Below are 25410 nucleotides of genomic sequence, written 5' to 3' on the forward strand. Positions count from 1 at the left end.
GGCCTTGGTAAAATAGGTAAAGCGCTCCCGAAGGAGCGGCGACAGCGACATCGCAGAAGATCGAAGATCACTGAGGCGAGCCGGGAAGTCTGGTCGGCATGCGTTCCGTCATGCCCGACGACCGGAGGTCCCGATGGCCGCCCAGCGCACCCGCCACAGCCGCCACAGCCGCACCAAGCGGCCCATCGGTGCCCACCGCATCGCTCGCGCCCACCACCCCGCCCGCACGGCCCTCGGCCGCCTGCCGCTGCCGGAGCGCGCCTTCGTCGCCGACGCGCTGCGCACCGAGACCGTCGGCGGGATGCTGCTGCTCGTCGCGGTGATCGTCGCGCTGGTCTGGGCGAACGTCCCGGCGCTGCACGCCGGTTACGAGAGCGCCGCGCACCTCCGCCTGGGGCCCGCCGCCCTCGGCCTCGATCTCTCCGTCGCGCACTGGGCGGCCGACGGACTCCTCGCGGTGTTCTTCTTCGTCGCCGGGATCGAGCTGAAGCGCGAACTGGTGGCCGGGGAGCTGAAGGACCCGGCGGCCGCGGCCCTGCCGGTGGTCGCCGCGCTGTGCGGGATGGCCGTGCCCGCGGTGGTCTACGCCGTCGTCAACCTGGCCGGGGGCGGATCGCCCGCCGGCTGGGCGGTGCCGACCGCCACCGACATCGCGTTCGCGCTGGCCGTGCTCGCCGTCTCCGGCGCCTCCCTGCCCAGCGCCCTGCGCGCCTTCCTGCTCACCCTCGCCGTCGTCGACGACCTGTGCGCCATCCTGATCATCGCGGTGTTCTTCACTGCGCGCGTCGACTTCGCCGCCCTGGGCGGAGCGGCGGCCGGCCTGGTCCTCTTCTGGGTGCTGCTGCGCAAGGGCGTGCGCGGGTGGTACCTGTACGTACCGCTCGGCCTGGTCGTCTGGGCGCTGACGTACCGAAGCGGCGTGCACGCCACCGTCGCGGGCGTCGCCATGGGCCTGATGCTGCGCTGCACGGTCCGTGAAGGCGAGGACCGCTCTCCGGGCGAGCGCGTCGAGCATCTCGTGAGGCCGCTGTCGGCGGGTCTGGCGGTGCCGCTGTTCGCCCTGTTCAGCGCGGGTGTGTCGGTCTCGGTCGGGGCGCTGGCGGAGGTGTTCGCCCGTCCCGAGACGCTCGGTGTCGTCCTCGGCCTGGTGGTCGGCAAGACGGTGGGCGTCTTCGGCGGGACCTGGCTCACCGCCCGTTTCACCCGTGCCTCGCTCAGCGACGACCTGGCGTGGGCCGACCTGTTCGCCCTCGCCGCGCTCGCCGGGATCGGCTTCACCGTCTCGCTGCTCATCGGCGGTCTCTCCTTCGCGGGCGACGCGGCGCTGGCGGACCAGGTCAAGGCCGCCGTGCTCACCGGCTCTGTGATCGCGGCGACGCTGGCCACGGTCCTGCTGAGGAGGCGCAACGCCCGCCACCGCCGGCGGTCCGAAGCCGCGGAGCACGCCGCAGAGCACGCGGAGGAGCGCGAGGAGCGCGAGAACCGCGCCGCCGACGGCGACAGGGCCGCTTACGGAAGCGGCGGGCGGGGCAGGCGAGCGGAACCGCCGTCCGGCATGATCTGACGGGACGGTACAAAGGGACAGCGACGGTACGAACAAGCAGCACCGTTTCCAGTCAGGCATAAGAGGGAGACCGCGATGAGCGCACCCGACGGCAGCCCGGTCGGCGCCGAACGCAGCATCGGCCAACTGTTCGCCTCGGCGACGACCGAATTGTCGGCGCTGGTGCACGACGAGATCGCACTGGCCAAGGCCCAGCTCAAGCAGGACGTCAAGCGCGGAGCGGTGAGCGGGGGCGCCTTCTCGGTGGCCGGCGCGGTCCTGGTGTTCTCGCTGCCGATGCTCAACTTCGCCCTGGCCTACGGCATTCGGACCTGGAGCGGCTGGAACCTCGCGGTCTGCTTCCTGCTGTCCTTCGCCGCCAACGTCCTCGTGGCCGGCGGACTCGCGCTGATCGGCGTCTTCTTCGCCAAGAAGGCGAAGAAGAGCAAGGGTCCGCAGAAGGTCGCCACCTCGGTGAAGCAGTCCGCGGGCGTCCTCCAGAACGCCAAGCCGCACCCGCGCGCCGAACTGCCCGCCGTGCGGGACCGGACCCCCGAGGCCATCGAGGCTGTGGCACGCTCGTCCTCATGACGGACCCCGCCACTCCCTCGGCGCAATCGACCTCGGTCGTACGGCTCGGCATCCCCGGCGACCGCGAGGTGGTCCACCGGGACGTCGCCGCCAACGGCGCCCGCTTCCACATCGCCGAGGCCGGCGACGGACCGCTGGTGCTGCTGCTGCACGGCTTCCCGCAGTTCTGGTGGACCTGGCGGCACCAGTTGGGCGCGCTCGCCGACGCGGGCTTCCGGGCCGTGGCGATGGACCTGCGCGGGGTGGGCGGCAGCGACCGCACCCCCCGCGGCTACGACCCGGCCAACCTCGCCCTCGACGTCACCGGCGTGATCCGCTCGCTCGGCGAGGCGGACGCCGCGCTGGTCGGCCACGACCTGGGCGGCTACCTGGCGTGGACGGCCGCGGTGATGCGCCCCAAGCTGGTGCGCCGCCTCGCGGTCGTCTCCATGCCGCACCCGAGGCGCTGGCGCTCGGCGATGCTCGCGGACGCCCGCCAGACGGCGGCGAGTTCCCACATCTGGGGATTCCAGCGGCCCTGGATCCCCGAGCGGCAGCTCACCGCCGACGACGGCGCGCTGGTGGCCCGCCTGATGCGGGACTGGTCGGGTCCGCGGCTGCCGGACGACGAGACGGTGCAGACGTACCGCAGGGCCATGTGCATCCCGTCCACGGCGCACTGCTCCGTGGAGCCGTACCGCTGGCTGGTGCGCTCGCTGGCGCGTCCGGACGGCGTCCAGTTCTACCGCCGCATGAAGCGCCCGGTGCGCGTGCCGACGCTGCATCTGCACGGTTCCCTGGACCCGGTGCAGCGCACCCGCAGCGCGGCGGGATCCGGCGAGTACGTCGAGGCGCCGTACCGCTGGCGGCTGTTCGACGGTCTGGGCCACTTCCCGCACGAGGAGGACCCGGCGGCGTTCTCGGCGGAACTGGTCAACTGGCTGAAGGACCCCGAGCCCGACCGGTGACCGGCCCGGCGGCTCTGCGGCGCGGCGGTCCGGACGCCGCGCCCGGTATCCGGACACGAACACCAGTCCTGCGAACGGCCATTTGCCCCGCGCATACGCCAATTGGGGTGCGGAGGGGAGATTATCGACCTTGGGGCGGGGGCAGAGGTCCCGGTATGGGCTGGACGCACGATTACAGTGACGCGGTACGCACCCGCCGTTCGGTGAACGGTCCGGGGTCCCGGCACGGGGACGCCCGGCGACTGACGCAGTTCGGCCCCCGGGTCGGCATCCCCCGCATCCTGCGCCGCCGCGCCCGCTGGGTATCGGTGCGCCTGCGCCATCCGCGCGGCTGACGTCACGCCGTCCGCGGGTTGGACCGGGTATCCCGCACGGCTGACGTACGCCGTCCGCGTGCTCGACCCGCGCGACCTGCGCGTTCGCTCCGCGCCATCCGCGCGGCTGACGTACGCCGTCCACGCGCTCGACCCGCGTATCCCGCGTGGCTGACGTACGCCGTCCGCGTGGCCGACCCGCGCGGCTGAACCGTCGGCGGACGGCTACATCGCGCAACTGTCGCTGTTCACCTGCTCGGTCGCGGTGCGCCCCTGGGCGACGTCCTGCCGGATCTCGTCCGCGGTGAGCGCGTAACCGGTGTCGGCGTCGTCGAGGGACTTGGCGAACACCACGCCGTAGACCTTGCCGTCGGGGGTGAGCAGGGGCCCGCCCGAGTTGCCCTGGCGGACGGTTGCGTACAGCGAGTAGACGTCGCGGCGGACGGTGCCGCGGTGGTAGATGTCCGGGCCGTTGGCCGTGATGCGCCCCCGCACCCGCGCGGCCCGCACGTCGTACGCCCCGTTCTCGGGGAAGCCGGCGACGATGGCGCCCTGTCCGCTGCCGGCGGCGGCGCCGGAGAACCGCAGGGCGGGCGCCTTCAGGTCCGGCACGTCCAGCACGGCGATGTCGCGGCGCCAGTCGTAGAGGACCACCTTCGCGTCGTGCTTCCGGCCCTCGCCGCCTATCTGCACGGTGGGCTCGTCGACGCCGCCGACGACGTGCGCGTTGGTCATCACCCGGCGGTCGCCGAAGACGAAGCCGCTGCCCTCCAGAACCTTGCCGCAGCCCTGCGCGGTGCCCACGACCTTGACGACGGACCGCTGGGCACGGCTCACGACGGGGCTGTGCCGCAGCGCCGGGTCGGGCGGGCGCACGTCGGTGATGGGCTCGTTGGCGAACGGGCTGAAGACCTGCGGGAAACCGTTCTGCGCGAGGGCGGAGGTGAAGTCCTTGAACCAGGTGTTCGCCTGCTCCGGCAGCACCCCGGAGACGCCCACCAGCACCTTGGAGGTACGCACCTCCCGGCCGACGGTCGGGATCGTCGTGCTGCCCAGCAGCGAGCCGATCAGCCACGCCACCAGCAACAGCGCGCCGACGTTGACCAGGACGCCGCCGGTGGCGTCCAGGGCGCGCGCCGGGGACCAGGTGATGCGCACGCGCAGCTTGCCGCCCAGGTGGGTGGTCAGGGCCTGCCCGATGGAGGCGCACACGATGACGACGACGACGCCGACGACGGCCGCGGTGGTGCTGACCGGCGAGTCGTCCGTCAGCGCGCCCCACACGGCCGGGAGCGCGTACACGGCGGCCAGTCCGCCGCCGAGGAAGCCGATCACCGACAGGACGCCGACGACGAAGCCCTGGCGGTACCCGACGACCGCGAACCACACGGCGGCGACCAGCAGCAGGATGTCCAGCACGTTCACCGCGTCGAGCCTCGCCTCATCGTCTTTCGGGTCCCCCTCGGGCCGGTCCGCGTCCGCTCCGCCGCAGCGGTCGGCGCCCCGAGACGTTCCGGCCGGAGCGGCGCGGTGACCACCCTGTCATGCCCGCCAGTCGAGCGGGACCTGCTTCTCGCGGTTCCAGGGGCGCTCCCAGCCCGCGTAGTGCAGCAGGCGGTCGATGATCCCGGCGGTGAAGCCCCAGACGAGGGCGGATTCGACCAGGAATGCCGGGCCGCGGTGGCCGCGGGGGTGGACCGCGGTGGCACGGTTGTCCGGATCGGTGAGATCCGCCACGGGGACGGTGAAGACGCGGGCGGTCTCGGCCGGGTCCACGACGCCCACCGCGCTGGGCTCGCGCCACCAGCCGAGCACGGGCGTCACGACGAATTCGCTGACCGGGATGTAGAGCCGGGGCAGCACGCCGAACAACTGGACGCCGTCCGGGTCGAGGCCGGTCTCCTCCTCGGCCTCGCGCAGCGCCGCCCGCAACGGGCCGACGCCCTGCGGATCGCCGTCCTCCGGGTCGAGCGCCCCGCCGGGGAAGGACGGCTGCCCGGCGTGCGAGCGCAGCGAACTCGCGCGCTCCATGAGCAGCAGTTCGGGCCCGCGCTCGCCCTCGCCGAACAGCACGAGGACGGCGGACTGGCGCCCCGCGCCGCTCTCCGGGGGCAGGAAGCGGCTGAGCTGGCCGGGCCGGACGGTCTCCACGACGCGCACGACGGGAGCGAGCCACCGCGGCAGCCCCTCCTTGCTGAGCACCGCGGAACCGGCCCGCGTCACGTCCACCCGCCCGGCGACCGCCGCTGACAGATCGTCGACTGCTGGCGGCCCGGCGGCTGCTGACGATTCGGCAACTGCTGTCGGGTCGGCGACCACGGACGGGTCGGTCCCCGGGTATGGGTCGGTCGCCACGGACGGGTCGATCCGCGGGTACGGCTCGGTCGCCACGGACGGGTCAGCACCCGCGGACGGGTCGATCCCCGCGGACGGGTCGATCCCCGCCGACGGCTCGGTCGCCGCGGACCGGCCGCCCGCCGCGGGCGGTCTTCCCGCCGGGCCGCCGACGGCGCCGTTCGCCGTCCTACTCGCCCGCGTCATCGCCCACCCCGTCCTCGTCCCGCGCACGCGGTCCTCGCCGCCTCCTGCGTCCCGCCTCCTCCAACGCGCGACCGGACCGGATTCGTTCCGCACTAGGCGCCGACGGCCTCACCGGGGCCCCAGCGGCGGCGCCGGTTCACCGCCCGCGTCCAGGTAGGACTGCGGCGGCTTCAGGCGCTGGCCGGGCAGGCCGCCCTTCTCGTACTTCAGCAGCTTCCTGGCCTTCTCAGGGTCGGTCTCGCCCTCTCCATAGGCGGGGCAGAGCGGGGCGATGGGGCAGGCGCCGCAGGCGGGCTTGCGGGCGTGGCAGACGCGGCGGCCGTGGAAGATCACATGGTGCGAGAGCATGGTCCAGTCGCTCTTGGGGAAGAGCGCGCCGACCGCGGCCTCGATCTTGCCGGGGTCGGTCTCCTCGGTCCACCGCCAGCGCCGCACCAGCCGCTGGAAGTGCGTGTCCACGGTGATGCCGGGGCGGCCGAAGGCGTTGCCGAGCACGACGAAGGCGGTCTTGCGGCCGACGCCGGGGAGCGTGACGAGATCCTCCAGCCGCCCGGGGACCTGGCCGCCGAACCTCTCCGCCAGCGCCTTCGACAGCCCCATCACCGACTTGGTCTTCGCCCGGAAGAAGCCGGTCGGCCGCAGGATCTCCTCGACCTCCTCCGGGACCGCGGCCGCGAGGTCCTCGGGGGCGGGGTACTTGGCGAACAGCGCGGGCGTCGTCTGGTTGACCCGGAGGTCCGTGGTCTGAGCCGACAGAACGGTGGCGACGAGCAACTGGAAGGGGTTCTCGAAGTCCAGCTCCGGATGGGCGTACGGGTACGCCTCGGCCAGCTCGCGGTCGATCCGGCGGGCCCGGCGGACGAGGGCGGTGCGCGACTCGCCCTTGGACGGCCGTACGGCGACGGTCGTGACAGGCGCCGCCTCGCGCACGTCGGCGGTGGCCTTGCCGGGCGCGACGTCCGCCTTCTGGGGAGCAACGGCCTTCTTCACCGGCTTCACCGTGCCGCCCTTCGCTACGGACGCCTTCTTGGCGGGGGCCTTCTTGGCAGGCGCCCTCTTGGCGGTCGCCTTTTTCGCAGGCGCCTTCTCCGCGGGCGCCTTGCTCGCTGACGTCTTCTTGGCAGGCGCCTTCTCCGCGGGCGCCTTGCTCGCGGACGCCTTCTTCACGGACGTCTTCTTCGCGGGCGCCTTCTTCGCAGTGGGCTTCTCGGCGGGCGCCTCGCTCGCGGGGGACTCGCCTGCGGCGGACTCACCGTCCGCCGTCGTCTTCCCGGCGGCGGAGGCCGAGGATTTCTCTGCGGCGGCCTCGCTCGACGCCCGTTTCACTACTTTTGTTACTTTCATACTGTCGTCGGGCTCCTGTTCGCCCATGGCGGAATCCTGACGTGCCACCACCCGTTCAGGCCCCTGGGCCTGCGCTCTCACCGGCGAGGGGGACACCCGGCCAGCCTAGGGCCCGGCGCCCGCGTCCGCTGCGGACCCCGGAGACCGGCGCCCGTTCGGACCCCTGCCGCGTACCCCGGCACACCTGTGCGGCATCCTTGTGACAGATCACACTGTTCGGATCGTCCGGCAAAATGGGGAACACGGTCCCCTGGCACGCGGGGGAGAAAGACCCCCTGAGCAGGTCGACAAGGAGAGAACTCGTGGACGACGTTCTGCGGCGCAATCCGCTTTTCGCGGCGCTCGACGACGAGCAGGCCGCTGAGCTTCGCGCCTCCATGACGGAGGTGACCCTCGCCCGCGGCGACTCGCTGTTCCACGAGGGCGACCCGGGCGACCGCCTGTACGTGGTCACCGAGGGCAAGGTGAAGCTGCACCGGACGTCGCCGGACGGACGCGAGAACATGCTGGCCGTCGTCGGCCCCGGCGAGCTGATCGGGGAGCTGTCGCTGTTCGACCCGGGCCCCCGCACCGCGACGGCGACCGCGCTGACCGAGGTCAAGCTGCTCGCCCTCGGCCACGGCGACCTCCAGCCCTGGCTGAACGTACGGCCCGAGGTGGCCGGCGCCCTGCTGCGCGCCGTCGCCCGGCGGCTGCGCAAGACCAACGACCAGATGTCCGACCTGGTCTTCTCCGACGTGCCCGGCCGCGTCGCCCGCGCCCTGCTCGACCTCTCACGGCGCTTCGGCGTGCAGTCCGAGGAGGGCATCCACGTCGTGCACGACCTGACGCAGGAGGAGCTGGCCCAGTTGGTCGGCGCGTCCCGCGAGACGGTCAACAAGGCCCTGGCCGACTTCGCCCAACGCGGCTGGCTCCGCCTGGAGGCCCGCGCGGTCATCCTGCTCGACGTCGAGCGGCTGGCCAAGCGGTCCCGCTGACCCCGGGGGCGCGTCCGCCGAGCGCACGCACCCGGCGCCCGCCTCACGAGCACTCGCCTGGCGGCTCAACGAGCACACACCTGGCGCCCGCCTCACGCCCCGTCCGGGATCAGCCCGTGCTCCCGCAGGTAGTCGAGCTGGGCCCGCACCGACAGCTCCGCCGCGGGCCACAGCGAGCGGTCCACGTCGGCGTAGACGTGGGCGACGACGTCGGCCGCGGCGCGGTGGCCGTCCTCGACCGCCGTCTCGACCTGGGCGAGCCGGTGGGCGCGGTGGGCGAGGTAGAACTCGACGGCGCCCTGGGCGTCCTCCAGGACGGGCCCGTGGCCGGGCAGGATCGTGTGCACGCCGTCGTCCACCGTGAGGGACCTGAGCCGGCGCAGCGAGTCCAGGTAGTCGCCCAGGCGGCCGTCGGGGTGCGCCACCACCGTCGTACCGCGTCCCAGGACGGTGTCGCCGGTGAGCACCGCGCGGTCGGCCGGGAGATGGAAGCTCAGCGAGTCCGCGGTGTGGCCCGGGGTCGGCACGACCCTCAGCTCCAGTCCGCCCACGGCGATCACGTCCCCGGCGCCGAGCCCCTCCTCGCCCAGCCGCAGCGCCGGATCGAGCGCCCGCACGCGCGTGCCGGTCAGTTCGGCGAACCGGGCCGCGCCCTCCGCGTGGTCGGGGTGGCCGTGGGTCAGCAGGGTCAGCGCGACGCGTTTTCCGGCCTGCCGGGCGGCGGCCACGACGCCGTTCAGGTGACTCTCGTCCAGCGGCCCCGGGTCGATCACCACCGCCGCCTCGGCGCCGGGCTCAGAGACGATCCAGGTGTTGGTGCCGTCCAGGGTCATGGCGGAGGCGTTGGGCGCCAGGACGTTGACGGCCCGCGCGGTGGCGGGCCCGGAGAGGACGCCGCCGCGGGGCTGGCCGGGGAGCGCTGCCGCGTCCGTCATGCGAGGGGACCTTCCTGAACGTCGTGGAGCGGGCGGCGCAGGGGCGCCGTCACGCGGTGGCCGGACCGTCGGCCGGTACGGTCCGGGTGAACTCCTCGGGCCCCGGCCAGGTCAGGACGACCTCGCCGGCTGCCAGGCGGGCCCGCGCGAGCACCGGGGTCAGATCGCGGCTCGGGGCGGCCGCCAGAGCCTCGGCGGGGCTGCCGCAGGCGGCGAGCTGGCGCAGCGTGGCGATGGTGGGCGGCAGCATCAGCAGCTCGCCCCGGTCGTATCCGGCCGCCGCGTCCTCGGGGCGGATCCACACCGTGCGATCGGCCTCCGTGGAGGCGTTGCGGGTGCGCTGGCCCGCGGGGAGGGCGACCACGAAGAACCAGGTGTCGTAGCGGCGCGACTCGAACTCCGGGGTGATCCAGCGCGCCCAGGCGCCCAGCAGGTCCGAGCGCAGCGCCAGGCCCCTGCTGTCCAGGAACTCCGCGAAGGACAGCTCACGGGCGACCAGCGCGGCCCGGTCGGCCTCCCAGTCCGGGCCCGTGGTGTCGCCGACGACGGAGTCCTCGCCGGGTCCGGCGAGCAGGACGCCCGCCTCCTCGTAGGTCTCCCGGACGGCCGCGCAGACGATCGCCTGCGCCTCCGCCTCGGCGACCTGGAGCCGGTCGGCCCACCACGCGCGCGGGGGACCCGCCCAGCGCACCGCGCGGTCGTCGTCGCGCGGGTCCACTCCCCCGCCGGGATACGCGTACGCGCCTCCGGCGAAGGCCATGGAGGCGCGTCGGCGCAGCATGTGCACGGCGGGGCCGGTCCCGGTGTCCCGCAAAAGCATGACGGTGGCCGCGCGCCTGGGCGTCACCGGAGTGAGCGTGCCGTCCGCGAGCGCGCGGATGCGGTCCGGCCACTCCGGGGGGAACCACTGCCCATTCGCCATGGCCGCACGCTATCCCGTGACGGGCGAATGTTCGAGAGGTACCCGAGGTCAGCGGCTCGCGGTCAGAGGGCCCCGCGCTCACGGTCCAGGGGCCGCCGCTGCCACCCCCGCGCCCACGGCCAGGGACCCCCTCCCGCGCTCACGGTCAGCGGACCGCCGGTCAGCGGACCGCCGCTCCCGCGCTTACGGCAGCAGCTCGACCTGGAGTTCGACCTCCACCGGCGCGTCCAGCGGCAGCACCGCCACGCCGACCGCGCTGCGCGCGTGCACGCCCTTATCGCCCAACACCTCGCCCAGCAGCTCGCTCGCGCCGTTGACGACGCCGGGCTGGCCGGTGAAGTCGGCGGCCGAGGCGACGAAGCCCACCACCTTCACCACGCGCGCGACGCGGTCCAGGTCGCCGGCGACGGACTTGACGGCCGCGAGCGCGTTCAGCGCGCAGGTACGGGCCAGATCCTTGGCCTCCTCCGCGGTGACCTCCAGGCCGACCTTGCCGGTGACCGGCAGCTTGCCCTCCACCATCGGCAACTGGCCGGAGGTGAAGACGTACGGCCCGGACTGCACGGCGGGCTGGTAGGCGGCCAGCGGGGGCGCCACGTCCGGCAGGGTCAGGCCCAGCTCGGCCAGCTTCGCCTCGACCGCGCTCACGCCTGCCGCTCCCGCTTCAGGTAGGCCACGAGCTGTTCGGCGTTGGGGCCGGGCACGACCTGGACCAGCTCCCAGCCGTCCTCGCCCCAGGTGTCCAGGATCTGCTTCGTGGCGTGGACGAGCAGCGGCACGGTTGCGTATTCCCACTTGGTCATGAGGCGACTGTATCCGCTGCCGGCGGCCCCGCTCGCGGCCCTGTCAAGGACCCGGTTGTCCACACCTCGCGCGTGCACGGGGCGAGTACTGGTTAGTCTCGAAGGCGTGAGCAGGCTCCAGGTCGTCAGCGGTAAGGGCGGGACCGGTAAGACGACGGTCGCCGCAGCCCTCGCGCTGGCCCTGGCCGAGAAGGGGAAGCGCACGCTCCTCGTCGAGGTCGAGGGTCGGCAGGGCATCGCACAGCTCTTCGAAACGGAGGCGCTGCCGTATGAAGAACGGAAGATCGCCGTCGCCCCCGGCGGCGGCGAGGTGTACGCGCTCGCCATAGACCCCGAACAGGCGCTGCTGGACTACCTCCAGATGTTCTACAAGCTGGGCAGCGCCGGCCGGGCCCTCAAGAAGCTCGGCGCCATCGACTTCGCCACCACCGTCGCGCCAGGTCTCAGGGACGTCCTGCTGACCGGCAAGGCGTGCGAGGCGGTGCGCCGCAAGGACCGGGACGGCGGGTTCGTCTACGACTACGTGGTCATGGACGCGCCCCCGACCGGCCGCATCACCCGCTTCCTCAACGTCAACGACGAGGTGGCCGGTCTCGCCAAGATCGGCCCGATACACAATCAGGCCCAGGCGGTGATGCGGGTGCTGAAGTCGGCCCAGACGGCCGTGCACCTGGTGACGCTGCTGGAGGAGATGCCCGTCCAGGAGACCGTGGACGGCATAACGGAACTGCGGGGCGCCCGGCTGCCGGTGGGCCGCACCATCGTGAACATGGTGCGGCCGCAGGTGCTGGACGGGGCGGACCTGGAACTCGTGCGCGGCGTGCCGCGGGCTTCGCTCGCGGCGTCGCTGTCCGCCGCCGGACTCGGCGGCGCCCGCCGCGGCGGGAACGCCGAGCGCCTGGTGGAACCGCTGCTGGGGCAGGCCGAGGAGTACGCCGAGCGGTACGCGCTGGAGCAGGAGCAGCGCTCCGTGCTGGGCGAGCTGGGCCTGCCGCTGCACGAACTGCCGCTGCTCGCCGAGGGCATGGACCTGGCGGGCCTGTACGAACTGGCGACCGAGCTGCGGAAGCAGGGGATGTCATGAGTCCGGAACCGGCGCAGACACGGGAGACCGACCGCCCCGCCGGCCGCGCGCAGGGGCAGGCGGCCGCGCAGGACGGCGGCCGCCGTCTCGCGCACGCGCCGCTGCTCGACGTCGATCCGCTGCTCGACGATCCGGGGACCCGGATCGTGGTGTGCTGCGGCTCGGGCGGCGTCGGCAAGACGACCACCGCGGCGGCCCTCGGACTGCGGGCCGCCGAGCGCGGCCGCAAGGTGGTCGTCCTGACCATCGACCCGGCCCGCCGTCTGGCCCAGTCCATGGGCATCGACTCGCTGGACAACGTCCCGCGCCGGGTGAAGGGCGTCGAGGACCAGGGCGCCGCGGCCCTCGGCGGCGCGGACAGCGACAGCGGTGGGCGGCCGGGCGGCGAGCTGCACGCCATGATGCTCGACATGAAGCGCACCTTCGACGAGGTCGTCGAGGCGCACGCGGACCCCGAGCGGGCCGCCGCGATCCTGGCCAACCCGTTCTACCAGTCGCTCTCGGCGGGCTTCGCGGGCACGCAGGAGTACATGGCGATGGAGAAGCTGGGGCAGCTCCGGGCCCGGGACGAGTGGGACCTCATCGTCGTCGACACCCCGCCGTCGCGTTCGGCGCTGGACTTCCTCGACGCGCCCAAGCGGCTCGGCTCGTTCCTGGACGGGCGGCTGATCCGGCTGCTCACCGCCCCGGCGAAGCTCGGCGGACGAGCGGGGATGAAGTTCCTCAACGTCGGCATGTCGATGATGACCGGCACGCTCGGCAAGCTGCTCGGCGTGCAGCTCCTCAAGGACGTGCAGACGTTCGTGTCCGCGATGGACACCACCTTCGGCGGCTTCCGGACCCGCGCGGACGCCACGTACAAGCTGCTCCAGGCGCCGGGGACTGCGTTCCTGGTGGTCGCGGCCCCGGAGCGGGACGCGCTGCGCGAGGCCGCCTACTTCGTCGAGCGGCTGGCCGCCGAACGGATGCCGCTGGCCGGACTGGTGCTCAACCGCGTCCACGGCAGCGGCGCGGGCCAGTTGTCGGCCGAGCGGGCGCTCGCCGCCGCGGAAAATCTTGAGGACTCCCGCATTGTGGATCAGGCGGACGGGCAGGCTGCTCCTCGTACCTCTCCCGAACCGTACGGACGTTCAGAGGACTCCGCGCCCCCCGAAGCGCCTACGGAGCCCAACGGCCCCCTGCACCCCGCGCATCCCGTAGACCCGACCGACCTCGCAGAACCCGCAGAACCCGCGGACCTGGCGGATTCCGCGGGCTTCGCGGAATCCACGGTCTCGGCGGACTCCGTGAGCCACGTGGCCGCGGGCCTGCTGAGGCTGCACGCCGAGCGCATGCAGTTGCTCTCCCGCGAGCAGCGCACGCGCGACCGCTTCACGGCCCGGCACCCCGAGGTGGCGGTGGCCGAGGTCGCCGCGCTGCCCGGGGACGTGCACGACCTCGCGGGCCTGCGGGACATCGGAAGAAGGCTCGCGGAGCACCGCCGCGAGCTGCCCGAGCCGGAGGACGGGCCCGACGCGCAGTCACCCATGTAGCCGAGCGGTCACTCGCGTAGCCAGCAATCACCCGAACAGCCGAACGGGCGGCGCGAACTGGGCGCACGGCGTCCGGTGGGGGGCACGGGCTGGGCGCGCGCGGCCCGACGCACGGCGTGAGCTGGGCGGACGAGGCCCGGCGCGCGCTGGATGGACGGAATAGGGCGTGCGCCACGGAACACGGCGTGCGCTGGGGCGGGCGAGGCTCGATGCGCGGCGTGCGCTCGAGCGGGTGGCGAGGGCCCCGCGGGGCCCTCAGCCCACCGCCGCGTAGTCCTCGTAGACCTGGTCGTCGTCGAGAGGAACGAGACCGATCCCGCGCTCGTACTCCAGGCGCGCGGTCTCCAGCAGCCGGCGCCAGGACGTGACGGTCGGCCGCCGGCGCAGCAGTGCGCGGCGCTCGCGCTCCGTCATGCCTCCCCACACCCCGAACTCGACGCGGTTGTCGAGCGCGTCGGCGAGGCATTCGGTGCGGACCGGGCAGCCGGTGCACACCGCCTTGGCTCTGTTCTGCGCCGCTCCCTGAACGAACAGTTCATCTGGATCGGTAGTGCGGCAGGCCGCCTGCGCACTCCAGTCGGTTACCCAGCCCATACCGGCGCCGTCCTCTCCCGAATCGAGGCTCCCCCACGGCGGCAGCGGCATATTCACCGCCGCCAGTTGAGGACGTTACGGAAGGCGGACACAGCGCAACACCCCCAGCGGGCCCAATCTTGGATGGCCCGAACGGACTATGGGTCGCCGCACGTCACCCGGGGGAGTGAGCTGCCGACATGCGCGACATTCCCGTCAGAACGGGATCTTTCCGGTGTGTCACAACGGACGCCGTTCATCGCACCCGGCGCTTCCGGGCGCGTGCGCACCGTGCTGACGTCACGTCACCGCGGCGCCCGGCGCACCCCCACTCCGCACTCGGAAACGCTTCGGCCAGGGAAGGCGGGAGGTCCGGGAACGATCCGGGGCCGGTGCGCGTAGAGACAGATATGGAGACGGGTGGGGAGACGGGTATGGAGAGGAAGCCGGGCCGGTGTGACGGTCGTGAGCAGCTTAGGCCAAGGCATATACGCGTGTCCGGCGAATGAGAACGTAGGCTGCCCTCATGCCAAAGAAGCGCTCGGGCGGCGGCCTGTCGCCTACGCAGCAGGCCGCCAAGTTCCTCGGTGTCAGTGTGCTCGCGGGGGTGGTCATGGCCGGCATCGCGCTGCCCGCGGCCGGCGCGCTCGGGCTGGCGGCCAAGGGATCGGTCCAGGGATTCGACGACATCCCGGCCAACCTCAAGCGTCCGCCGCTCAGCCAGCGCACCACGATCCTGGACGACCAGGGCAACCAGCTCGCCCAGGTCTACTCCCGCGACCGCACGGTGGTGGAGCTGAAGGACATCTCGCCGTACATGCAGAAGGCGATCGTCGCGATCGAGGACTCGCGCTTCTACCAGCACGGCGCGATCGACCTGAAGGGCGTGCTGCGCGCGCTCAACAAGAACGCGCAGAGCGGCGGGGTCGCCCAGGGCGCCTCCACCCTCACCCAGCAGTACGTGAAGAACGTCTTCGTCGAGGAGGCAGGCGACGACCCGACGAAGGTCGCCGAGGCCACCCAGCAGACCCTCGGCCGCAAGATCAAGGAATTGAAGTACGCCATCCAGGTCGAGCAGGATCTGGGCAAGAAGAAGATCCTCGAGAACTACCTGAACATCACCTTCTTCGGCGAGCAGGCGTACGGCGTCGAGGCCGCCGCCCAGCGTTACTTCTCCGAGCACGCCAAGGACCTGACCCTCCCGCAGGCCGCCCTGCTGGCGGGCGTCGTCCAGTCCCCGAGCCGCTACGACCCGGTCAACGACGAGGCCGAGGCCGTCAAGCGGCGCAACACCGTGCTCCAGCGCATGGCCGACATGGGCGACGTCTCCCAGGCGGAGGCCGACAAGGCGAAGAAGGCGCCGCTGGAGCTGAAGGTTACCCAGCCGCGCAACGGCTGCATCACGGCGGTCAAGGACTCCAGCTTCTTCTGCAAGTACGTCGAGCAGGTCTTCCTCAGCGACCTGGTCTTCGGCAAGGACCGCGCCCAGCGCGCCAAGATCTGGAACCGGGGCGGCCTGACCATCCGGACCACCCTGGACCCGCAGGCCCAGGCGTCCGTGCAGACGTCGCTGCGCCGGCACATCTACCAGTCCGACTCGGTCGCCGCGGCGAGCGTGCTGGTCGAGCCCGGCACCGGCAAGGTCCTGGCGATGGGCCAGTCCAAGCCGTACGGCTACGGCAAGAACGAGACCGAGATCAACTACTCGGTCGGCAGCGACCTCGGCGGCTCGAACTTCGGCTTCCCGACCGGTTCGACGTTCAAGCCGTTCGTCGCGGCGGCGGCGCTGGAGCAGGGCAAGCCGCCGACGCAGGAGTACCCCTCGCCGTACAAGATGCCGTACCCGAGCCCGGTCCAGGCGTGCGACGGCAAGCAGTGGCTGAACAACGACCACGACGACGCCGAGAACGAGAACACCTCCGAGCACGGCCCCTACTCGATGAAGGAGGCCATGGCGAAGTCGGTCAACACCTACTTCGTGCAGTTGATCTCCGACATCGGCCTGTGCCCGGTGGTCGGCATGACCGACAAGCTGCACGTGGTGCAGGGCGACGGCAAGAAGCTGCCGCAGACGCCCTCCATCGCCCTCGGCGCGGTGGGCATCTCCCCGCTGACCATGGCCGGCGCCTACGCCACGTTCGCCTCCCGCGGCACGTACTGCACGCCGGTGGCGATCGAGTCGATCACCCAGAAGGTGAGCGGCGGTCAGGAGAAGCGGCTGGCCGTGCCGAAGACGACCTGCTCGCGCGCCATGTCCGAGCAGACCGCGGACACCGTCAACAGCCTGCTGCAAGGCGTGATCGACTCCGGCACGGGCCAGCAGGCCGGCCTCTCCGACCGCGCCAACGCCGGCAAGACGGGCACCACGGACGAGCGCAAGAACGCGTGGTTCGTCGGCTACACGCCGAACATGGCGGGCGCGGTGTGGGTGGGCAGCGCCACCCAGCAGGTGCAGATGACCGACATCCGCATCGGCGGCGTCATGCACGCCCTGGTCTACGGCGCCGACGTGCCCGGCCCGATCTGGCGGGACGCGATGACCGGCGCTCTGGCGGGCAAGCCGTCCCCGTCCTTCAACGTCGTCGACATCCCCGACTCCCCCGACCGGGGCAAGGGACGCGACAAGGGCGACGGCGACCGCCACGGCAACCGCGGCGACGGCGCGGGCGGCGGCGGCGCTGGGGGCGACAACGGCGGCGGCTTCATCGGCGGTCTCTTCGGCGGCCTGAACGGCGGCGGTGGCGGCCAGGGCTTCCCGCAGGGCCGGTCCGGCGGAGGCCGGGGCGGCGGCGGGCGGCACGGGGGGTAGGGCGCCTGGGGCAGGCGCCCGAGGCGTGGAGCCCAAGGTGTGATGCCCGAAGCGTGAAACGTGGAAAAGGGGCGCGCGGCGAAAGGCCGGCGCCCCTTTTCTCGTTCTCGGACGGATTCTCGTTCCCGGACGGAACGGATCGACGTCCGGACCGAGCGGGTCGAACTTCCCGGACCGAGCGGGTCGACTCCCCGGACGGAACGGATCGACGTCCGGACCGAACGGGTCGACTCCCCGGACGGAACGGGCCGCCAGCCGGACCGAGCGAGTCGACTCCCCGTCGACTGAACGGATCGGCCGACCGTGCGGGTTCAGTCGGCCAGCAGCTTCTTGACCGCGGCGGCGACGCGCCCGCCCTCGGCCTGCCCCGCGACCTTGGGGTTCACGATCTTCATGACGGCGCCCATGGCACGCGGCCCCTCGGCGCCGGACGCCTTCGCCTCCTCGACGGCCTGAGCGACGATCGCGTCCAGCTCGTCGTCGGACATCGGCTGCGGCAGGTACTCCGCCAGCACCTCGCCCTCGGCCTTCTCCCGCTCGGCCGACTCGGCACGACCGCCCTGCGCGAAGGCGTCGGCCGCCTCACGCCGCTTCTTGGCCTCCTTGGTGATCACCTTGAGGACCTCGTCGTCGGACAGCTCGCGCTTCGTCTTGCCCGCGACCTCCTCCTTGGTGATCGCGGTGAGCGTCAGCCGGAGCGTCGAGGAACGCAGCTCGTCACGCTCCTTGATCGCGGAGTTGAGGTCATCCTGAAGCTTCGACTTGAGCGTGGTCATGGCACTGATTGTCGCAGGTGCGGCCCGCCGCCCGCGTGCCCATTTCGAGTACGCGCCACGGAACGCCCATTTCAGGTACGCGCCACGGGACGCGCCAGCCGTCCCGCCGGGCACGCCGATCTCCCTGCCGCGCCGCCGCGTCGGCCCGCGCGACTTCCGCTGCGCGGCACGCCCCTGAGACGATGGGGGCATGCGCGCGCGATACGGAGTTCCCCTGGGCGTCACGGCGGCCGCGGCCGCCGGACTTCTCTACTCGGCCGGGTTCGAGGCCCGTTCCTTCCGCCTGCGACGGGTGACGGTCCCGGTCCTGCCCTCGGGCATGCGCCCGCTGCGCGTCCTCCAGGTCTCCGACATCCACATGGTCGGCGGCCAGCGCAAGAAGCAGCGCTGGCTGCGTTCGCTCGCCGGGCTGCGCCCCGACTTCGTGATCAACACGGGCGACAACCTCTCGGACCCCGAGGGCGTGCCGGAGACCCTGGACGCGCTGGGCCCCCTGATGGAGTTCCCGGGCGCGTACGTCTTCGGCTCCAACGACTACTACGGCCCCAGGCCGCGCAACCCGGCCCGCTACCTGCTGGAGAAGACGACCGGCCGGCACGGTCTGAACGGCAACGTGCCGGCGGTGGGCGTCATCCACAACCCGTGGGAGAACCTGCGGGACGGCTTCGACTCGGCGGGCTGGCTCAACCTGACCAACACGCGCGGCACGCTGAAGCTCGAGGGCGCCTCGGTGGAGCTGACCGGCCTGGACGACCCGCACATCAAGCGCGACCGCTACGGGAGGGTGGCAGGCGGCCCCTCCGGCGCGGCGGACTTCTCGATGGGCGTGGTGCACGCGCCGTACCTGCGCGTCCTGGACGCCTTCACCGCCGACGGCTACCCGCTGATCCTGGCCGGCCACACGCACGGCGGCCAGCTCTGCGTCCCGTTCTACGGCGCTCTGGTCACCAACTGCGACCTGGACACCGACCGGGTCAAGGGCCTGTCCGCCCACACGGCCGAGGGCCACACCTCCCACCTGCACGTCTCGGCCGGCTGCGGCGCCAACCGCTATACCCCGGTCCGCTTCGCCTGCCCGCCGGAGGCGACGTTGCTGACCTTGGTGAGCCGGGGCTGACGGCGCCCCTCGCGTCTGACCTGGCGCCTGTCAGGCGTCACCCACACGGCCCACCCGCATCGCCCGTTATGCCCTGTTTCCCTACGTTGAGGGCATGACCGCCGCCGACACCCCGCCCGTACCGCAGGCGCCAGCGCCGAACACAGGGAACACGCTGGACGCGCTGGACGCGCCAGCGCAGACGTCCCCCGCCTCACAGGCGCCGCAGGCACCACCGGCGCCGCAGGCACCACCGGCAGCACCGGCAGCACCGGCAGCACCGGCAGCACCGGCAGCACCGGCAGCACCGGCACCTGCGGCGACACCTGGGTCGACATCTGGGGCCAAGTCGACGGCGGAAACGGGGGCGAGATCGGCGGCGGGATCGAAGACGAGCGCGGTAGGCGCGATCCCCCGCGACATACCGGACCTCCCGGCGATACCGGGCTTCGTCGCCTCATTCCTGATGCCTTCGACCGTGCCCGCGACGGCCGTGGTGACCCCCACGCGTCACCCGTGGGCGGCGGTGTACCGCCTCGCGGTCGCCGGGGCCGCGGCGGGAGCGGTGACGGCCGACATGCTGATCGGCCCGCCGTCGCGCGTCCTGAGCGACTGGGCGATCCAGAGCGCGATCGCACTGACGGTGATCCTCGCCCTCTCCGCGCGCAGGGCCTGGACCGCCCAGCACCCGGTACCCACGGCACTGACCGGCGCGGTCATGCTCTACGCCACGATCACGGCCCTGGTCCACCACGCCCTCCTGGCCAGCGCGTCGCCGCCGCCGTCGATCACCGGCATGCCCGGCACGCATCCGCTGTGGCAGTCGACGGCCGGCCACCTCCTCCACACGGCGCTCCCGGCAGCCGTCCTCCTGGACTGGCTCCTGCTGACCCCTCCCGGCCGCCTGCACCTGCGCCAGGCCGCCTCGTGGATGCTCTTTCCCCTGGCCTACCTGGCCTTCTTCCTCACCCGAGGCGAACTGCTCCCGTCCGGCGCGAGGGACCGCTACCTGTACCCGTTCCTGGACGTCACCCGGCACGGCTACAAGCACGTCCTGGCCAACGCCCTCCTCCTGGGCCTCGCCTTCTACGCTCTCGCCCTCGTCTTCGTCGCCCTCGACCACACCCGCCCGAACCCGGTCCGCCACCGACGCACCACAACCGGATTTCGCCTCCGGCCACCAGTGGGCTAAAGTAAACGTCGTCGCCGCGACACGCAGCGACATCGGGGTGTAGCGCAGCTTGGCAGCGCGCTTCGTTCGGGACGAAGAGGTCGTGGGTTCAAATCCCGCCACCCCGACAGCCAAAACAGCAGGTCAGGCCCGGTACTGAGAGATCAGTGCCGGGCCTGATTTGCGTTCCCTCGGTAGCTGCTCGGGAGCAGTGGGCGTGCGGCGCGGAGCCCTTGGGGTCCTGACCATCGTCGTATCGGGCTGCGCTAGTCCCCGCCATCGCGCGTTCCGGGTCGCCGCCCCTTCTGGGACGCGGTGTCAGAGGCATGGGGCATGGTGACTCAGGAAGACGTCGTCCTGGGCCCGTCTGGGGCACTTGAGGAACCTCCGGAGTACGTGACATGCCAAAGATCTCGCAGGGCCGGCGCGTAGGACAGGCTGCGGTGAACGCGCTGCGGTCGTTGCTCGAGGAGCACGATCACATCGTTCAGGAGATAGCCGGGCAGAACGATTTCGGCGAGGACTTCTATGTCACCTTCACCGACGACGGGGAAGTCACGAGCGACACCATCAAGGTCCAGGTCAAAGGTGGCGACAGCTGGCGTCGAGGAAACGGCTACGCGGTGCCTGTCGATCAACACGGCGACACCTGGGCCAATGGCAACATCCCCGTCTACTGCGTGGTGTTCGACCCCGGCACCACGAGGTTGCACTGGGCAAACGCCACCCAGCAGCTCAGACGATTCGGCCCTCTCAATCCACCACGCTTCATCGGCGTCAGCCCCAACGCGGTGCTGGACGACATCACCATGGAGTCCTTCGTCTCCCATGCCCGCCGGTACGTCGGACGCTACCGAGGCCGGCAGGCTGTCCTCACCCACCTGGGCGAGATGTCCGGGGCCGAATTCGACCCGACGGACCACGTTCTGCACTTCGTCAACGGCGACGATGAGGACCTCATCTTCTGGAAACGCCCAGGTGACGCGGTGGCTACTCTGCTGCTCAGCTCCCAGAACTGGGAGCACCTTTGGGTCAGCCTGGAGTCTCTGATGCGCTCCGAGCTTCCGATGCCGGAGGGCGGCAGCAGCCCCACGGATCCCGGCCTGTGGACCGCTGAGGATCTTGAGCTGAGTCGATCCGAGATCATGTGGGCTGCCTCGTGCTTCATCTCTACTCGTCAAGCCGACGAAGGCCCGGAGACCAACCCCTTCGAACCTGCAGAGTGCAAGGGGTGTCCGAGCTGCACAGGCGAGGAGCCCGAGGAGCACGGCGAGATCGAAGCAGACGTGATCCATGATTACGTCCTCGCCCGCATTCTCGACCGGATCGAAGCCGAGCCCGATCTGATGACGCGCTCGATCCTGGCTATGCGAGAAGATGCCGAACTCGAGCCACAGATTGTCGCCGAGCTGGGCCCTCTCGAAACCGAGCCACACATCGTCCGCCAAGTGAACAAACTGAGTCGGGCGAAGGTGGCGGGAGTAGACGACATCGAACCAGAGGCACTCCGGCTGGCCGTCTTATATCTCATCCACCGCATCTACGTCGGTGGCCCCTCGCTGCCCCTCGAAGAGCAGGTCCGAATCGTCTGGCGCATCCCCGAACCAGGACCCACCGTATCCAAGAGTGGACCTCCTCCCAACTGACGTGGGGAGAAGGCACGTTGATCGGTTCTCGGCAGTCGGTGACAGCGACTGGCTCCACGTTCACGGGCCCTGTGGCTGCCTGAGTGCAGCGAGTGACACCGGTTGCCGGCTGTTCGGGAGAACGAGAGAACGTACGGAGACCGGCCTGCCCATCACGTTCGTCGACCGCGTCGAGCCCATGGGTGAGATCCGCTCCCTGGTGCGGTCTCGGAGCCGGGGCACCGCAGCGCTCGGCGGGTCGGGGGCGTCTCCGGGAGGGGAAGACCTCGCCGCTCGGCAAGTTCGTCGGGCGCACAAGTGAGGCCGACCCCACGACGGTCGCGGAGAACTAGGCGACGCCGTGTGTGCACCCGGTCTCCGCGTTGCCGACGCCGGCGCCGTCCAGGAGCACGGCCGCTCCGGGCGCGACCGCCGCGAAGTCCTCGTTCTCCCGCCCCGGCTCGGCGGGCTGCGAGACGAGGGCGACCCTCACGCCGTCGGCTCCTCGTCGTGCCGGTAGAGGGGGGTGAGCAGTTCAGCGGATCGCGGTTCGCTGGTCTCCGGGTCGTACTCGACGCCCACGAGAGCGGAGAACCGGTGCTCGCCCACCTGCCCCCACAGCGTGTTCAGGTCGGAGCTGAGCAACTGGACGACGCCGAGGGAGCCTTGTGTGTGGATACCGGCGATGGCGAGCAACGATCCCTTGCCGTCCGGGCGTTGCAGTCTGCCGACGTAACCGATGTCGTAGGGGCGAGCCGGGTCGCCGTCCTGCCCCGACCGGTGCACCGTGCCGGTCCGGCGGTCCGCAATGGTCCACGGCCCGTCGTCGGCGCGCTCCCAGCGGAGTACCGGGTCTTGGGCGTACGCGTCCCACATCTGCTGAGACATGCGCGGACGGCAGACCACGATCAGGCCGTCACGGTTGAGGTCGATCTCTCCGCTCACCGGCACGTGCTCGGAGACGACGTCGAGGCCGTACGACCGGGCGAGGTCTTCCAGCCGCTTCACGGAGCTGACGTCGTCCACGGCCACGACGGTTCGCTTGCGCTCGTCGTCGCGCCGCAGGGGGGTGGCGACGATGGTCGAGCCGCGCCCGAGGAAAGCCCCTTCGGGCGCCGGCCCGGTGTGGCGAATCTGGTGAATGCGCCCGCGGCTCAGGCCGGCTTCCGTGGCGATCTGCGCGTAGGAGAGACCCTGCGCGTGGAGGTCCTGGACGACGCGGCGACGCAGCCGAGCGAGTTCGGTCACCTCCTGCTGCGCGTCGGCCAAGCGCGACGTGACTTCGCGCAAGAGCTGATACGGGTCATCGATCGCCATAATGCGCCGCAACTCGTCCGACATGCCTTCTCCTCCCTGGATCACTAGGGAGTCTAGGGCTCTAGACAGAACGGGCGCGAGCCGTCGGCCCGAACGAACTCCGATCACGTAGAAGGCCGCCCTTCGGCGAGGCACCCCCTTGGGGCTCACCTTCCACCGCCGCACTGGACAGTAAAGATCGGCGCCACCCACCGAATCATCAGACGGTCACTCGGGCCAGGTCCGCCCAGACGGAGCGCCCCTCGTCGGCCAGCTCCCTCACGCCCCAGTCCTTGGCGCTGGCGGCCACCAGAGCGAGGCCGCGCCCGCCTTCGTCCGCCAGAGAGAAGTGCTCCCGGATCCGGGGCTCCGTCTCCGCGCCTTGGTCGATCACCTGCACACGCACGACGTCGTCGCTGAAGCCGACGACCACGAGGAACCAACCGCGGTAGCAGCCGCTTCGTGTGTGCCGGACCGCGTTGGCCGCCAACTCACCCACCACCAGGACAACGTCATCGACGAGTCCCGGATGCTCCCCTTCGAGCAGACCGGCGACGAAGTGGCGCGCTTCGGCCACCTGCCAGGCGTGCCCAGGGAAGGTGCGGGACCACTTTGCAGACATGGGATCCCCCTCCGCGTCTAGGGGGCTAGACGATGCAGGACGCAGAGTATTCCGACACACGGCTAGTAAGCCAGGCATCTAGAGGAATTATTCCTCTATCGTGTGGCGGAGTCGCCCAGACCTCGGAAGTCGCTCATCACGTGCAGCACCAGCTCCCGCACCTCAGCCCCGAAGACAGCGGCTTCCTCGAAGCGGCCGAACGTCTCCTCGTAGGCGCGGACCTCGGCCGCGTCGTCCACTACGCGCTCGTCGCGCAGCGTCTCGACGACGACGGCCGCCCCGTCGCAGAGGGTGAAACCGTGGCGAGGCATGACGGGCACGGGCCGACGCCACGGGATGACACCGAGGCGGACCGTCTCCATACTCTCGACAGCCAGCAGCCGATCGAGCTGGGCCAGCATCAGCGCGGGGCTGCCCGGCCAAGTGCGAAGGACGCCTTCGGTGAGCACGAACACGGACTCCCGTCCCGGCTCGTAGAGAACGCTCTGCCGCTCGACGCGGGCGGAGACGGCACGGCCGACAGCCTCCGGAGCAGCGCCGGGTGCGCTCTGGAAGACGTGCCGGGCGTACTCGGCGCTCTGGAGCATGGCCGGCAGCACGACGCACTGGAACGACCGGACCAGCCGAGCGGAGCGCACCGCGTCATCGAGCACGGTCCCGGCGGTTTCACCGGCGTCAGGGCTCTCGGCGGGGTCCGGCGCGGTCTCCACGGCGATCAGCAGGTCTCGCACCTCACGAGTGGTCGACTCGTCCAGACCCAGCGCATCGGACAAGCGGCCCAGGACGTCGGCGCTGGGCACCATGCGCCCGTTCTCCACCTTGGACACGGTCGGCTGGCCCACTCCAGCCCGCTCCGCGAGAACGGCGCCCGTCAGACCGGCCTCAGCCCGGAGCCCGCGAAGACGCGTTCCAAGAGCCTTCATCCGCTCTCGCCGTTCACTCCCCATGCCAGGGTTCTACACCACGAGGCAGCCGGGCCCCGGACCGCATGAGCCTGACCAGCCCCGGCGGGCGACCATGATTCAAACTTTCTCTACTGGTTCAAGGCGGCTCGCTCCGCTCCCCGCGCGCGGCCCGGCCCCGCTCAGGGCAATCAGCCGCCCAAGGCCGGAGAAGGGGCAGGTCATGGCTGGGGCGGTCTGCTCCACGGCTTTAGGCAGCCACTTTGACGCGAGCCTCGAAAATCATGGCCCCAACGTCGTGCTTCACCGGGCAGGTCTACAGACTGCCCGACGCGCCGGAAGCTTACGGGGCCATGATCACTCGCGCCAAAGCAGCGACACCAAAGCCGCTCCGCCGACCTCATCAGGATCCTGCCTCTGACTTAGAAATCAGGAACCCGCACTCGGATTGCCTCGCAGCGTTTCGAGAACCTTCCTGCCAAGCCCAGACAGGGCGTACGCGCGATACATGTCAAGAAAAGTCATTCCGTTAGTGGCATCCTCGGCTACGCCCAAATAGATGAGTTGCCTAAGGATGGCATACGCACCATCAGACAAACCAGGATCTTTTTGAGATATTTCCGATAGCTGCATGCCATATTTCATGGCGTCATCAGGTTGGGAAGGGACGGGTACCGCATCCTCTAGAATGACCATCATTCTAATGTGTGGCGCATCAAGGCCCGTGATCGCTCTTGCGATTAGCCCAGAGGTATCAAGAGTCGCAGGATTCTCATCCGAAATAGCGGCCGCCAGAGCGCGAGCAAGAGCACGCCTCTTCTGGTCCAAGGATATATCCTGGGCTGCAAGGATTACGCGGCTCGCCAACTCTAGAATTCCATCATCGGATATTAGTCGATCCACTACCGAGTCTTCGTCCGTGCCGAGAGCTCGCGCAACATTTCTCAGTACCTCCCCGCTTCGGTGCAGTCTGCGCTGACGGACATGCTCGATCAGCATCCCAGCGG

The 25410-nt window shown here is 71.1% G+C and carries 24 protein-coding genes, 1 tRNA gene and 1 pseudogene; 12 read left to right on the plus strand and 14 right to left on the minus strand.

Annotation, left to right across the window (positions count from 1 at the left end; translation table 11 throughout):
• The first annotated feature begins 133 nt into the window (after window positions 1–133).
• The 4 genes from nhaA (at window position 134) to ABZ861_RS13680 (ending at window position 3416) form a co-directional block, all read left to right on the plus strand.
• Entirely contained in the window at window positions 134–1564 is a 1431-nt protein-coding gene (gene nhaA / locus ABZ861_RS13665) for a Na+/H+ antiporter NhaA (protein WP_361628702.1), read from the plus strand.
• A 75-nt stretch (window positions 1565–1639) separates the two neighbouring features.
• On the plus strand, window positions 1640–2134 hold the full coding sequence (locus tag ABZ861_RS13670; protein WP_361628705.1) for a phage holin family protein: 495 nt from the start codon (window positions 1640–1642) through the stop codon (window positions 2132–2134).
• The gene (locus ABZ861_RS13675) at window positions 2131–3081 is read left to right on the plus strand and encodes an alpha/beta hydrolase (RefSeq protein ID WP_361628708.1); all 951 of its coding nucleotides are present in this window, start codon (window positions 2131–2133) and stop codon (window positions 3079–3081) included. The genes ABZ861_RS13670 and ABZ861_RS13675 overlap by 4 nt, the downstream gene beginning before the upstream one ends.
• A 155-nt stretch (window positions 3082–3236) precedes the next feature.
• Window positions 3237–3416 carry a hypothetical protein gene (locus ABZ861_RS13680; RefSeq protein ID WP_361628711.1) on the plus strand — a complete coding sequence of 60 codons (180 nt, stop codon included), beginning with the start codon at window positions 3237–3239 and terminating at the stop codon, window positions 3414–3416.
• 204 nt (window positions 3417–3620) lie between these two features.
• Here ABZ861_RS13680 and ABZ861_RS13685 read toward each other — a convergent pair whose 3' ends face one another.
• The 3 genes from ABZ861_RS13685 to nth form a co-directional block, all read right to left on the minus strand.
• Window positions 3621–4820 (minus strand): MarP family serine protease, encoded by a 1200-nt coding sequence (locus tag ABZ861_RS13685; RefSeq protein ID WP_361628714.1) that lies wholly within the window; start codon window positions 4818–4820, stop codon window positions 3621–3623.
• A gap of 117 nt (window positions 4821–4937) precedes the next feature.
• Complete coding sequence (locus ABZ861_RS13690) at window positions 4938–5624, minus strand: CoA pyrophosphatase (protein WP_361629325.1); 687 nt, start codon at window positions 5622–5624, stop codon at window positions 4938–4940.
• Window positions 5625–6044: 420 nt separating this feature from the next.
• On the minus strand, window positions 6045–7307 hold the full coding sequence (nth, locus tag ABZ861_RS13695; RefSeq protein WP_361628717.1) for an endonuclease III: 1263 nt from the start codon (window positions 7305–7307) through the stop codon (window positions 6045–6047).
• Between the two features lie 275 nt (window positions 7308–7582).
• Here nth and ABZ861_RS13700 point away from each other — a divergent pair, with 275 nt between their 5' ends.
• Window positions 7583–8257 carry a Crp/Fnr family transcriptional regulator gene (locus ABZ861_RS13700; protein ID WP_009189818.1) on the plus strand — a complete coding sequence of 225 codons (675 nt, stop codon included), beginning with the start codon at window positions 7583–7585 and terminating at the stop codon, window positions 8255–8257.
• A 92-nt stretch (window positions 8258–8349) separates the two neighbouring features.
• On the opposite strand, the gene ABZ861_RS13705 is transcribed toward ABZ861_RS13700, so the two are convergent.
• The 4 genes from ABZ861_RS13705 to ABZ861_RS13720 all read right to left on the minus strand — a co-directional run bounded on the left by ABZ861_RS13705 (window position 8350) and on the right by ABZ861_RS13720 (window position 10917).
• Window positions 8350–9192 (minus strand): MBL fold metallo-hydrolase, encoded by an 843-nt coding sequence (locus tag ABZ861_RS13705; RefSeq protein WP_361628720.1) that lies wholly within the window; start codon window positions 9190–9192, stop codon window positions 8350–8352.
• Window positions 9193–9241: 49 nt separating this feature from the next.
• Window positions 9242–10114, minus strand: a complete 873-nt coding sequence (locus ABZ861_RS13710) for an NUDIX hydrolase (RefSeq protein WP_361628723.1) — start codon at window positions 10112–10114, stop codon at window positions 9242–9244.
• Between the two features lie 183 nt (window positions 10115–10297).
• Window positions 10298–10762, minus strand: coding sequence for a RidA family protein (locus ABZ861_RS13715; protein WP_361628726.1), 465 nt, complete (start codon window positions 10760–10762; stop codon window positions 10298–10300).
• On the minus strand, window positions 10759–10917 hold the full coding sequence (locus tag ABZ861_RS13720) for a hypothetical protein (RefSeq protein ID WP_361628729.1): 159 nt from the start codon (window positions 10915–10917) through the stop codon (window positions 10759–10761). Before ABZ861_RS13720 ends, ABZ861_RS13715 begins: the two co-directional genes overlap by 4 nt.
• A 106-nt stretch (window positions 10918–11023) precedes the next feature.
• Here ABZ861_RS13720 and ABZ861_RS13725 point away from each other — a divergent pair, with 106 nt between their 5' ends.
• Window positions 11024–12001 carry an ArsA-related P-loop ATPase gene (locus ABZ861_RS13725; protein WP_361628732.1) on the plus strand — a complete coding sequence of 326 codons (978 nt, stop codon included), beginning with the start codon at window positions 11024–11026 and terminating at the stop codon, window positions 11999–12001.
• Window positions 11998–13533 carry an ArsA family ATPase gene (locus ABZ861_RS13730; protein ID WP_361628735.1) on the plus strand — a complete coding sequence of 512 codons (1536 nt, stop codon included), beginning with the start codon at window positions 11998–12000 and terminating at the stop codon, window positions 13531–13533. Before ABZ861_RS13725 ends, ABZ861_RS13730 begins: the two co-directional genes overlap by 4 nt.
• 255 nt (window positions 13534–13788) lie before the next feature.
• Here the strand turns inward: ABZ861_RS13730 and wblA are convergent, their stop codons facing one another.
• Window positions 13789–14127, minus strand: coding sequence for a transcriptional regulator WblA (gene wblA, locus ABZ861_RS13735; RefSeq protein WP_361628738.1), 339 nt, complete (start codon window positions 14125–14127; stop codon window positions 13789–13791).
• A gap of 505 nt (window positions 14128–14632) precedes the next feature.
• Between wblA and ABZ861_RS13740 the strand changes: the two genes are divergently transcribed.
• On the plus strand, window positions 14633–16915 hold the full coding sequence (locus ABZ861_RS13740; protein ID WP_361628741.1) for a transglycosylase domain-containing protein: 2283 nt from the start codon (window positions 14633–14635) through the stop codon (window positions 16913–16915).
• A gap of 311 nt (window positions 16916–17226) precedes the next feature.
• Here the strand turns inward: ABZ861_RS13740 and ABZ861_RS13745 are convergent, their stop codons facing one another.
• Window positions 17227–17691, minus strand: a complete 465-nt coding sequence (locus ABZ861_RS13745) for a GatB/YqeY domain-containing protein (RefSeq protein WP_361628744.1) — start codon at window positions 17689–17691, stop codon at window positions 17227–17229.
• A gap of 190 nt (window positions 17692–17881) precedes the next feature.
• Here ABZ861_RS13745 and ABZ861_RS13750 point away from each other — a divergent pair, with 190 nt between their 5' ends.
• The 4 genes from ABZ861_RS13750 to ABZ861_RS13765 all read left to right on the plus strand — a co-directional run bounded on the left by ABZ861_RS13750 (window position 17882) and on the right by ABZ861_RS13765 (window position 21604).
• Entirely contained in the window at window positions 17882–18808 is a 927-nt protein-coding gene (locus ABZ861_RS13750; protein ID WP_361628747.1) for a metallophosphoesterase, read from the plus strand.
• A 445-nt stretch (window positions 18809–19253) separates the two neighbouring features.
• A complete protein-coding gene (locus ABZ861_RS13755; RefSeq protein WP_361628750.1) occupies window positions 19254–19979 on the plus strand; it encodes a Pr6Pr family membrane protein in 726 nt (241 codons plus the stop codon).
• Window positions 19980–20012: 33 nt separating this feature from the next.
• A tRNA-Pro gene (locus ABZ861_RS13760) sits at window positions 20013–20086 on the plus strand.
• Between the two features lie 273 nt (window positions 20087–20359).
• On the plus strand, window positions 20360–21604 hold the full coding sequence (locus ABZ861_RS13765) for a DUF4365 domain-containing protein (RefSeq protein WP_361628753.1): 1245 nt from the start codon (window positions 20360–20362) through the stop codon (window positions 21602–21604).
• 331 nt (window positions 21605–21935) lie between these two features.
• On the opposite strand, the pseudogene ABZ861_RS13770 reads toward ABZ861_RS13765, so the two are convergent.
• The 5 genes and pseudogenes from ABZ861_RS13770 to ABZ861_RS13790 form a co-directional block, all read right to left on the minus strand.
• Window positions 21936–22076, minus strand: a pseudogene (locus ABZ861_RS13770) (integrase); the annotation flags it as partial.
• Window positions 22073–22924, minus strand: a complete 852-nt coding sequence (locus tag ABZ861_RS13775; protein WP_361628756.1) for a sigma-70 family RNA polymerase sigma factor — start codon at window positions 22922–22924, stop codon at window positions 22073–22075. The pseudogene ABZ861_RS13770 and the gene ABZ861_RS13775, both read right to left, overlap by 4 nt.
• A gap of 175 nt (window positions 22925–23099) precedes the next feature.
• The gene (locus ABZ861_RS13780; RefSeq protein ID WP_361628759.1) at window positions 23100–23501 is read right to left on the minus strand and encodes an ATP-binding protein; all 402 of its coding nucleotides are present in this window, start codon (window positions 23499–23501) and stop codon (window positions 23100–23102) included.
• 95 nt (window positions 23502–23596) lie between these two features.
• The gene (locus tag ABZ861_RS13785; protein WP_361628762.1) at window positions 23597–24448 is read right to left on the minus strand and encodes a helix-turn-helix transcriptional regulator; all 852 of its coding nucleotides are present in this window, start codon (window positions 24446–24448) and stop codon (window positions 23597–23599) included.
• Between the two features lie 384 nt (window positions 24449–24832).
• Window positions 24833–25231, minus strand: a complete 399-nt coding sequence (locus ABZ861_RS13790) for a hypothetical protein (protein ID WP_361628765.1) — start codon at window positions 25229–25231, stop codon at window positions 24833–24835.
• Window positions 25232–25410 lie beyond the last annotated feature (179 nt).

Origin of the sequence: Streptomyces sp. NPDC046985, assembly GCF_040644415.1 — a bacterium.
Classification (GTDB): domain Bacteria; phylum Actinomycetota; class Actinomycetes; order Streptomycetales; family Streptomycetaceae; genus Streptomyces.

Bases quoted from the DNA above. Each gene is read 5' to 3' on its own strand.
- nhaA (WP_361628702.1), top strand. From the start codon at position 134: ATGGCCGCCCAGCGCACCCGCCACAGCCGCCACAGCCGCACCAAGCGG.
- ABZ861_RS13670 (WP_361628705.1), top strand. From the start codon at position 1,640: ATGAGCGCACCCGACGGCAGCCCGGTCGGCGCCGAACGCAGCATCGGC.
- ABZ861_RS13675 (WP_361628708.1), top strand. From the start codon at position 2,131: ATGACGGACCCCGCCACTCCCTCGGCGCAATCGACCTCGGTCGTACGG.
- ABZ861_RS13680 (WP_361628711.1), top strand. From the start codon at position 3,237: ATGGGCTGGACGCACGATTACAGTGACGCGGTACGCACCCGCCGTTCG.
- nth (WP_361628717.1), bottom strand. From the start codon at position 7,307: ATGGGCGAACAGGAGCCCGACGACAGTATGAAAGTAACAAAAGTAGTG.
- ABZ861_RS13705 (WP_361628720.1), bottom strand. From the start codon at position 9,192: ATGACGGACGCGGCAGCGCTCCCCGGCCAGCCCCGCGGCGGCGTCCTC.
- ABZ861_RS13710 (WP_361628723.1), bottom strand. From the start codon at position 10,114: ATGGCGAATGGGCAGTGGTTCCCCCCGGAGTGGCCGGACCGCATCCGC.
- ABZ861_RS13720 (WP_361628729.1), bottom strand. From the start codon at position 10,917: ATGACCAAGTGGGAATACGCAACCGTGCCGCTGCTCGTCCACGCCACG.
- ABZ861_RS13730 (WP_361628735.1), top strand. From the start codon at position 11,998: ATGAGTCCGGAACCGGCGCAGACACGGGAGACCGACCGCCCCGCCGGC.
- wblA (WP_361628738.1), bottom strand. From the start codon at position 14,127: ATGGGCTGGGTAACCGACTGGAGTGCGCAGGCGGCCTGCCGCACTACC.
- ABZ861_RS13740 (WP_361628741.1), top strand. From the start codon at position 14,633: ATGCCAAAGAAGCGCTCGGGCGGCGGCCTGTCGCCTACGCAGCAGGCC.
- ABZ861_RS13745 (WP_361628744.1), bottom strand. From the start codon at position 17,691: ATGACCACGCTCAAGTCGAAGCTTCAGGATGACCTCAACTCCGCGATC.
- ABZ861_RS13750 (WP_361628747.1), top strand. From the start codon at position 17,882: ATGCGCGCGCGATACGGAGTTCCCCTGGGCGTCACGGCGGCCGCGGCC.
- ABZ861_RS13755 (WP_361628750.1), top strand. From the start codon at position 19,254: ATGCCTTCGACCGTGCCCGCGACGGCCGTGGTGACCCCCACGCGTCAC.
- ABZ861_RS13765 (WP_361628753.1), top strand. From the start codon at position 20,360: ATGCCAAAGATCTCGCAGGGCCGGCGCGTAGGACAGGCTGCGGTGAAC.
- ABZ861_RS13775 (WP_361628756.1), bottom strand. From the start codon at position 22,924: ATGTCGGACGAGTTGCGGCGCATTATGGCGATCGATGACCCGTATCAG.
- ABZ861_RS13780 (WP_361628759.1), bottom strand. From the start codon at position 23,501: ATGTCTGCAAAGTGGTCCCGCACCTTCCCTGGGCACGCCTGGCAGGTG.
- ABZ861_RS13785 (WP_361628762.1), bottom strand. From the start codon at position 24,448: ATGGGGAGTGAACGGCGAGAGCGGATGAAGGCTCTTGGAACGCGTCTT.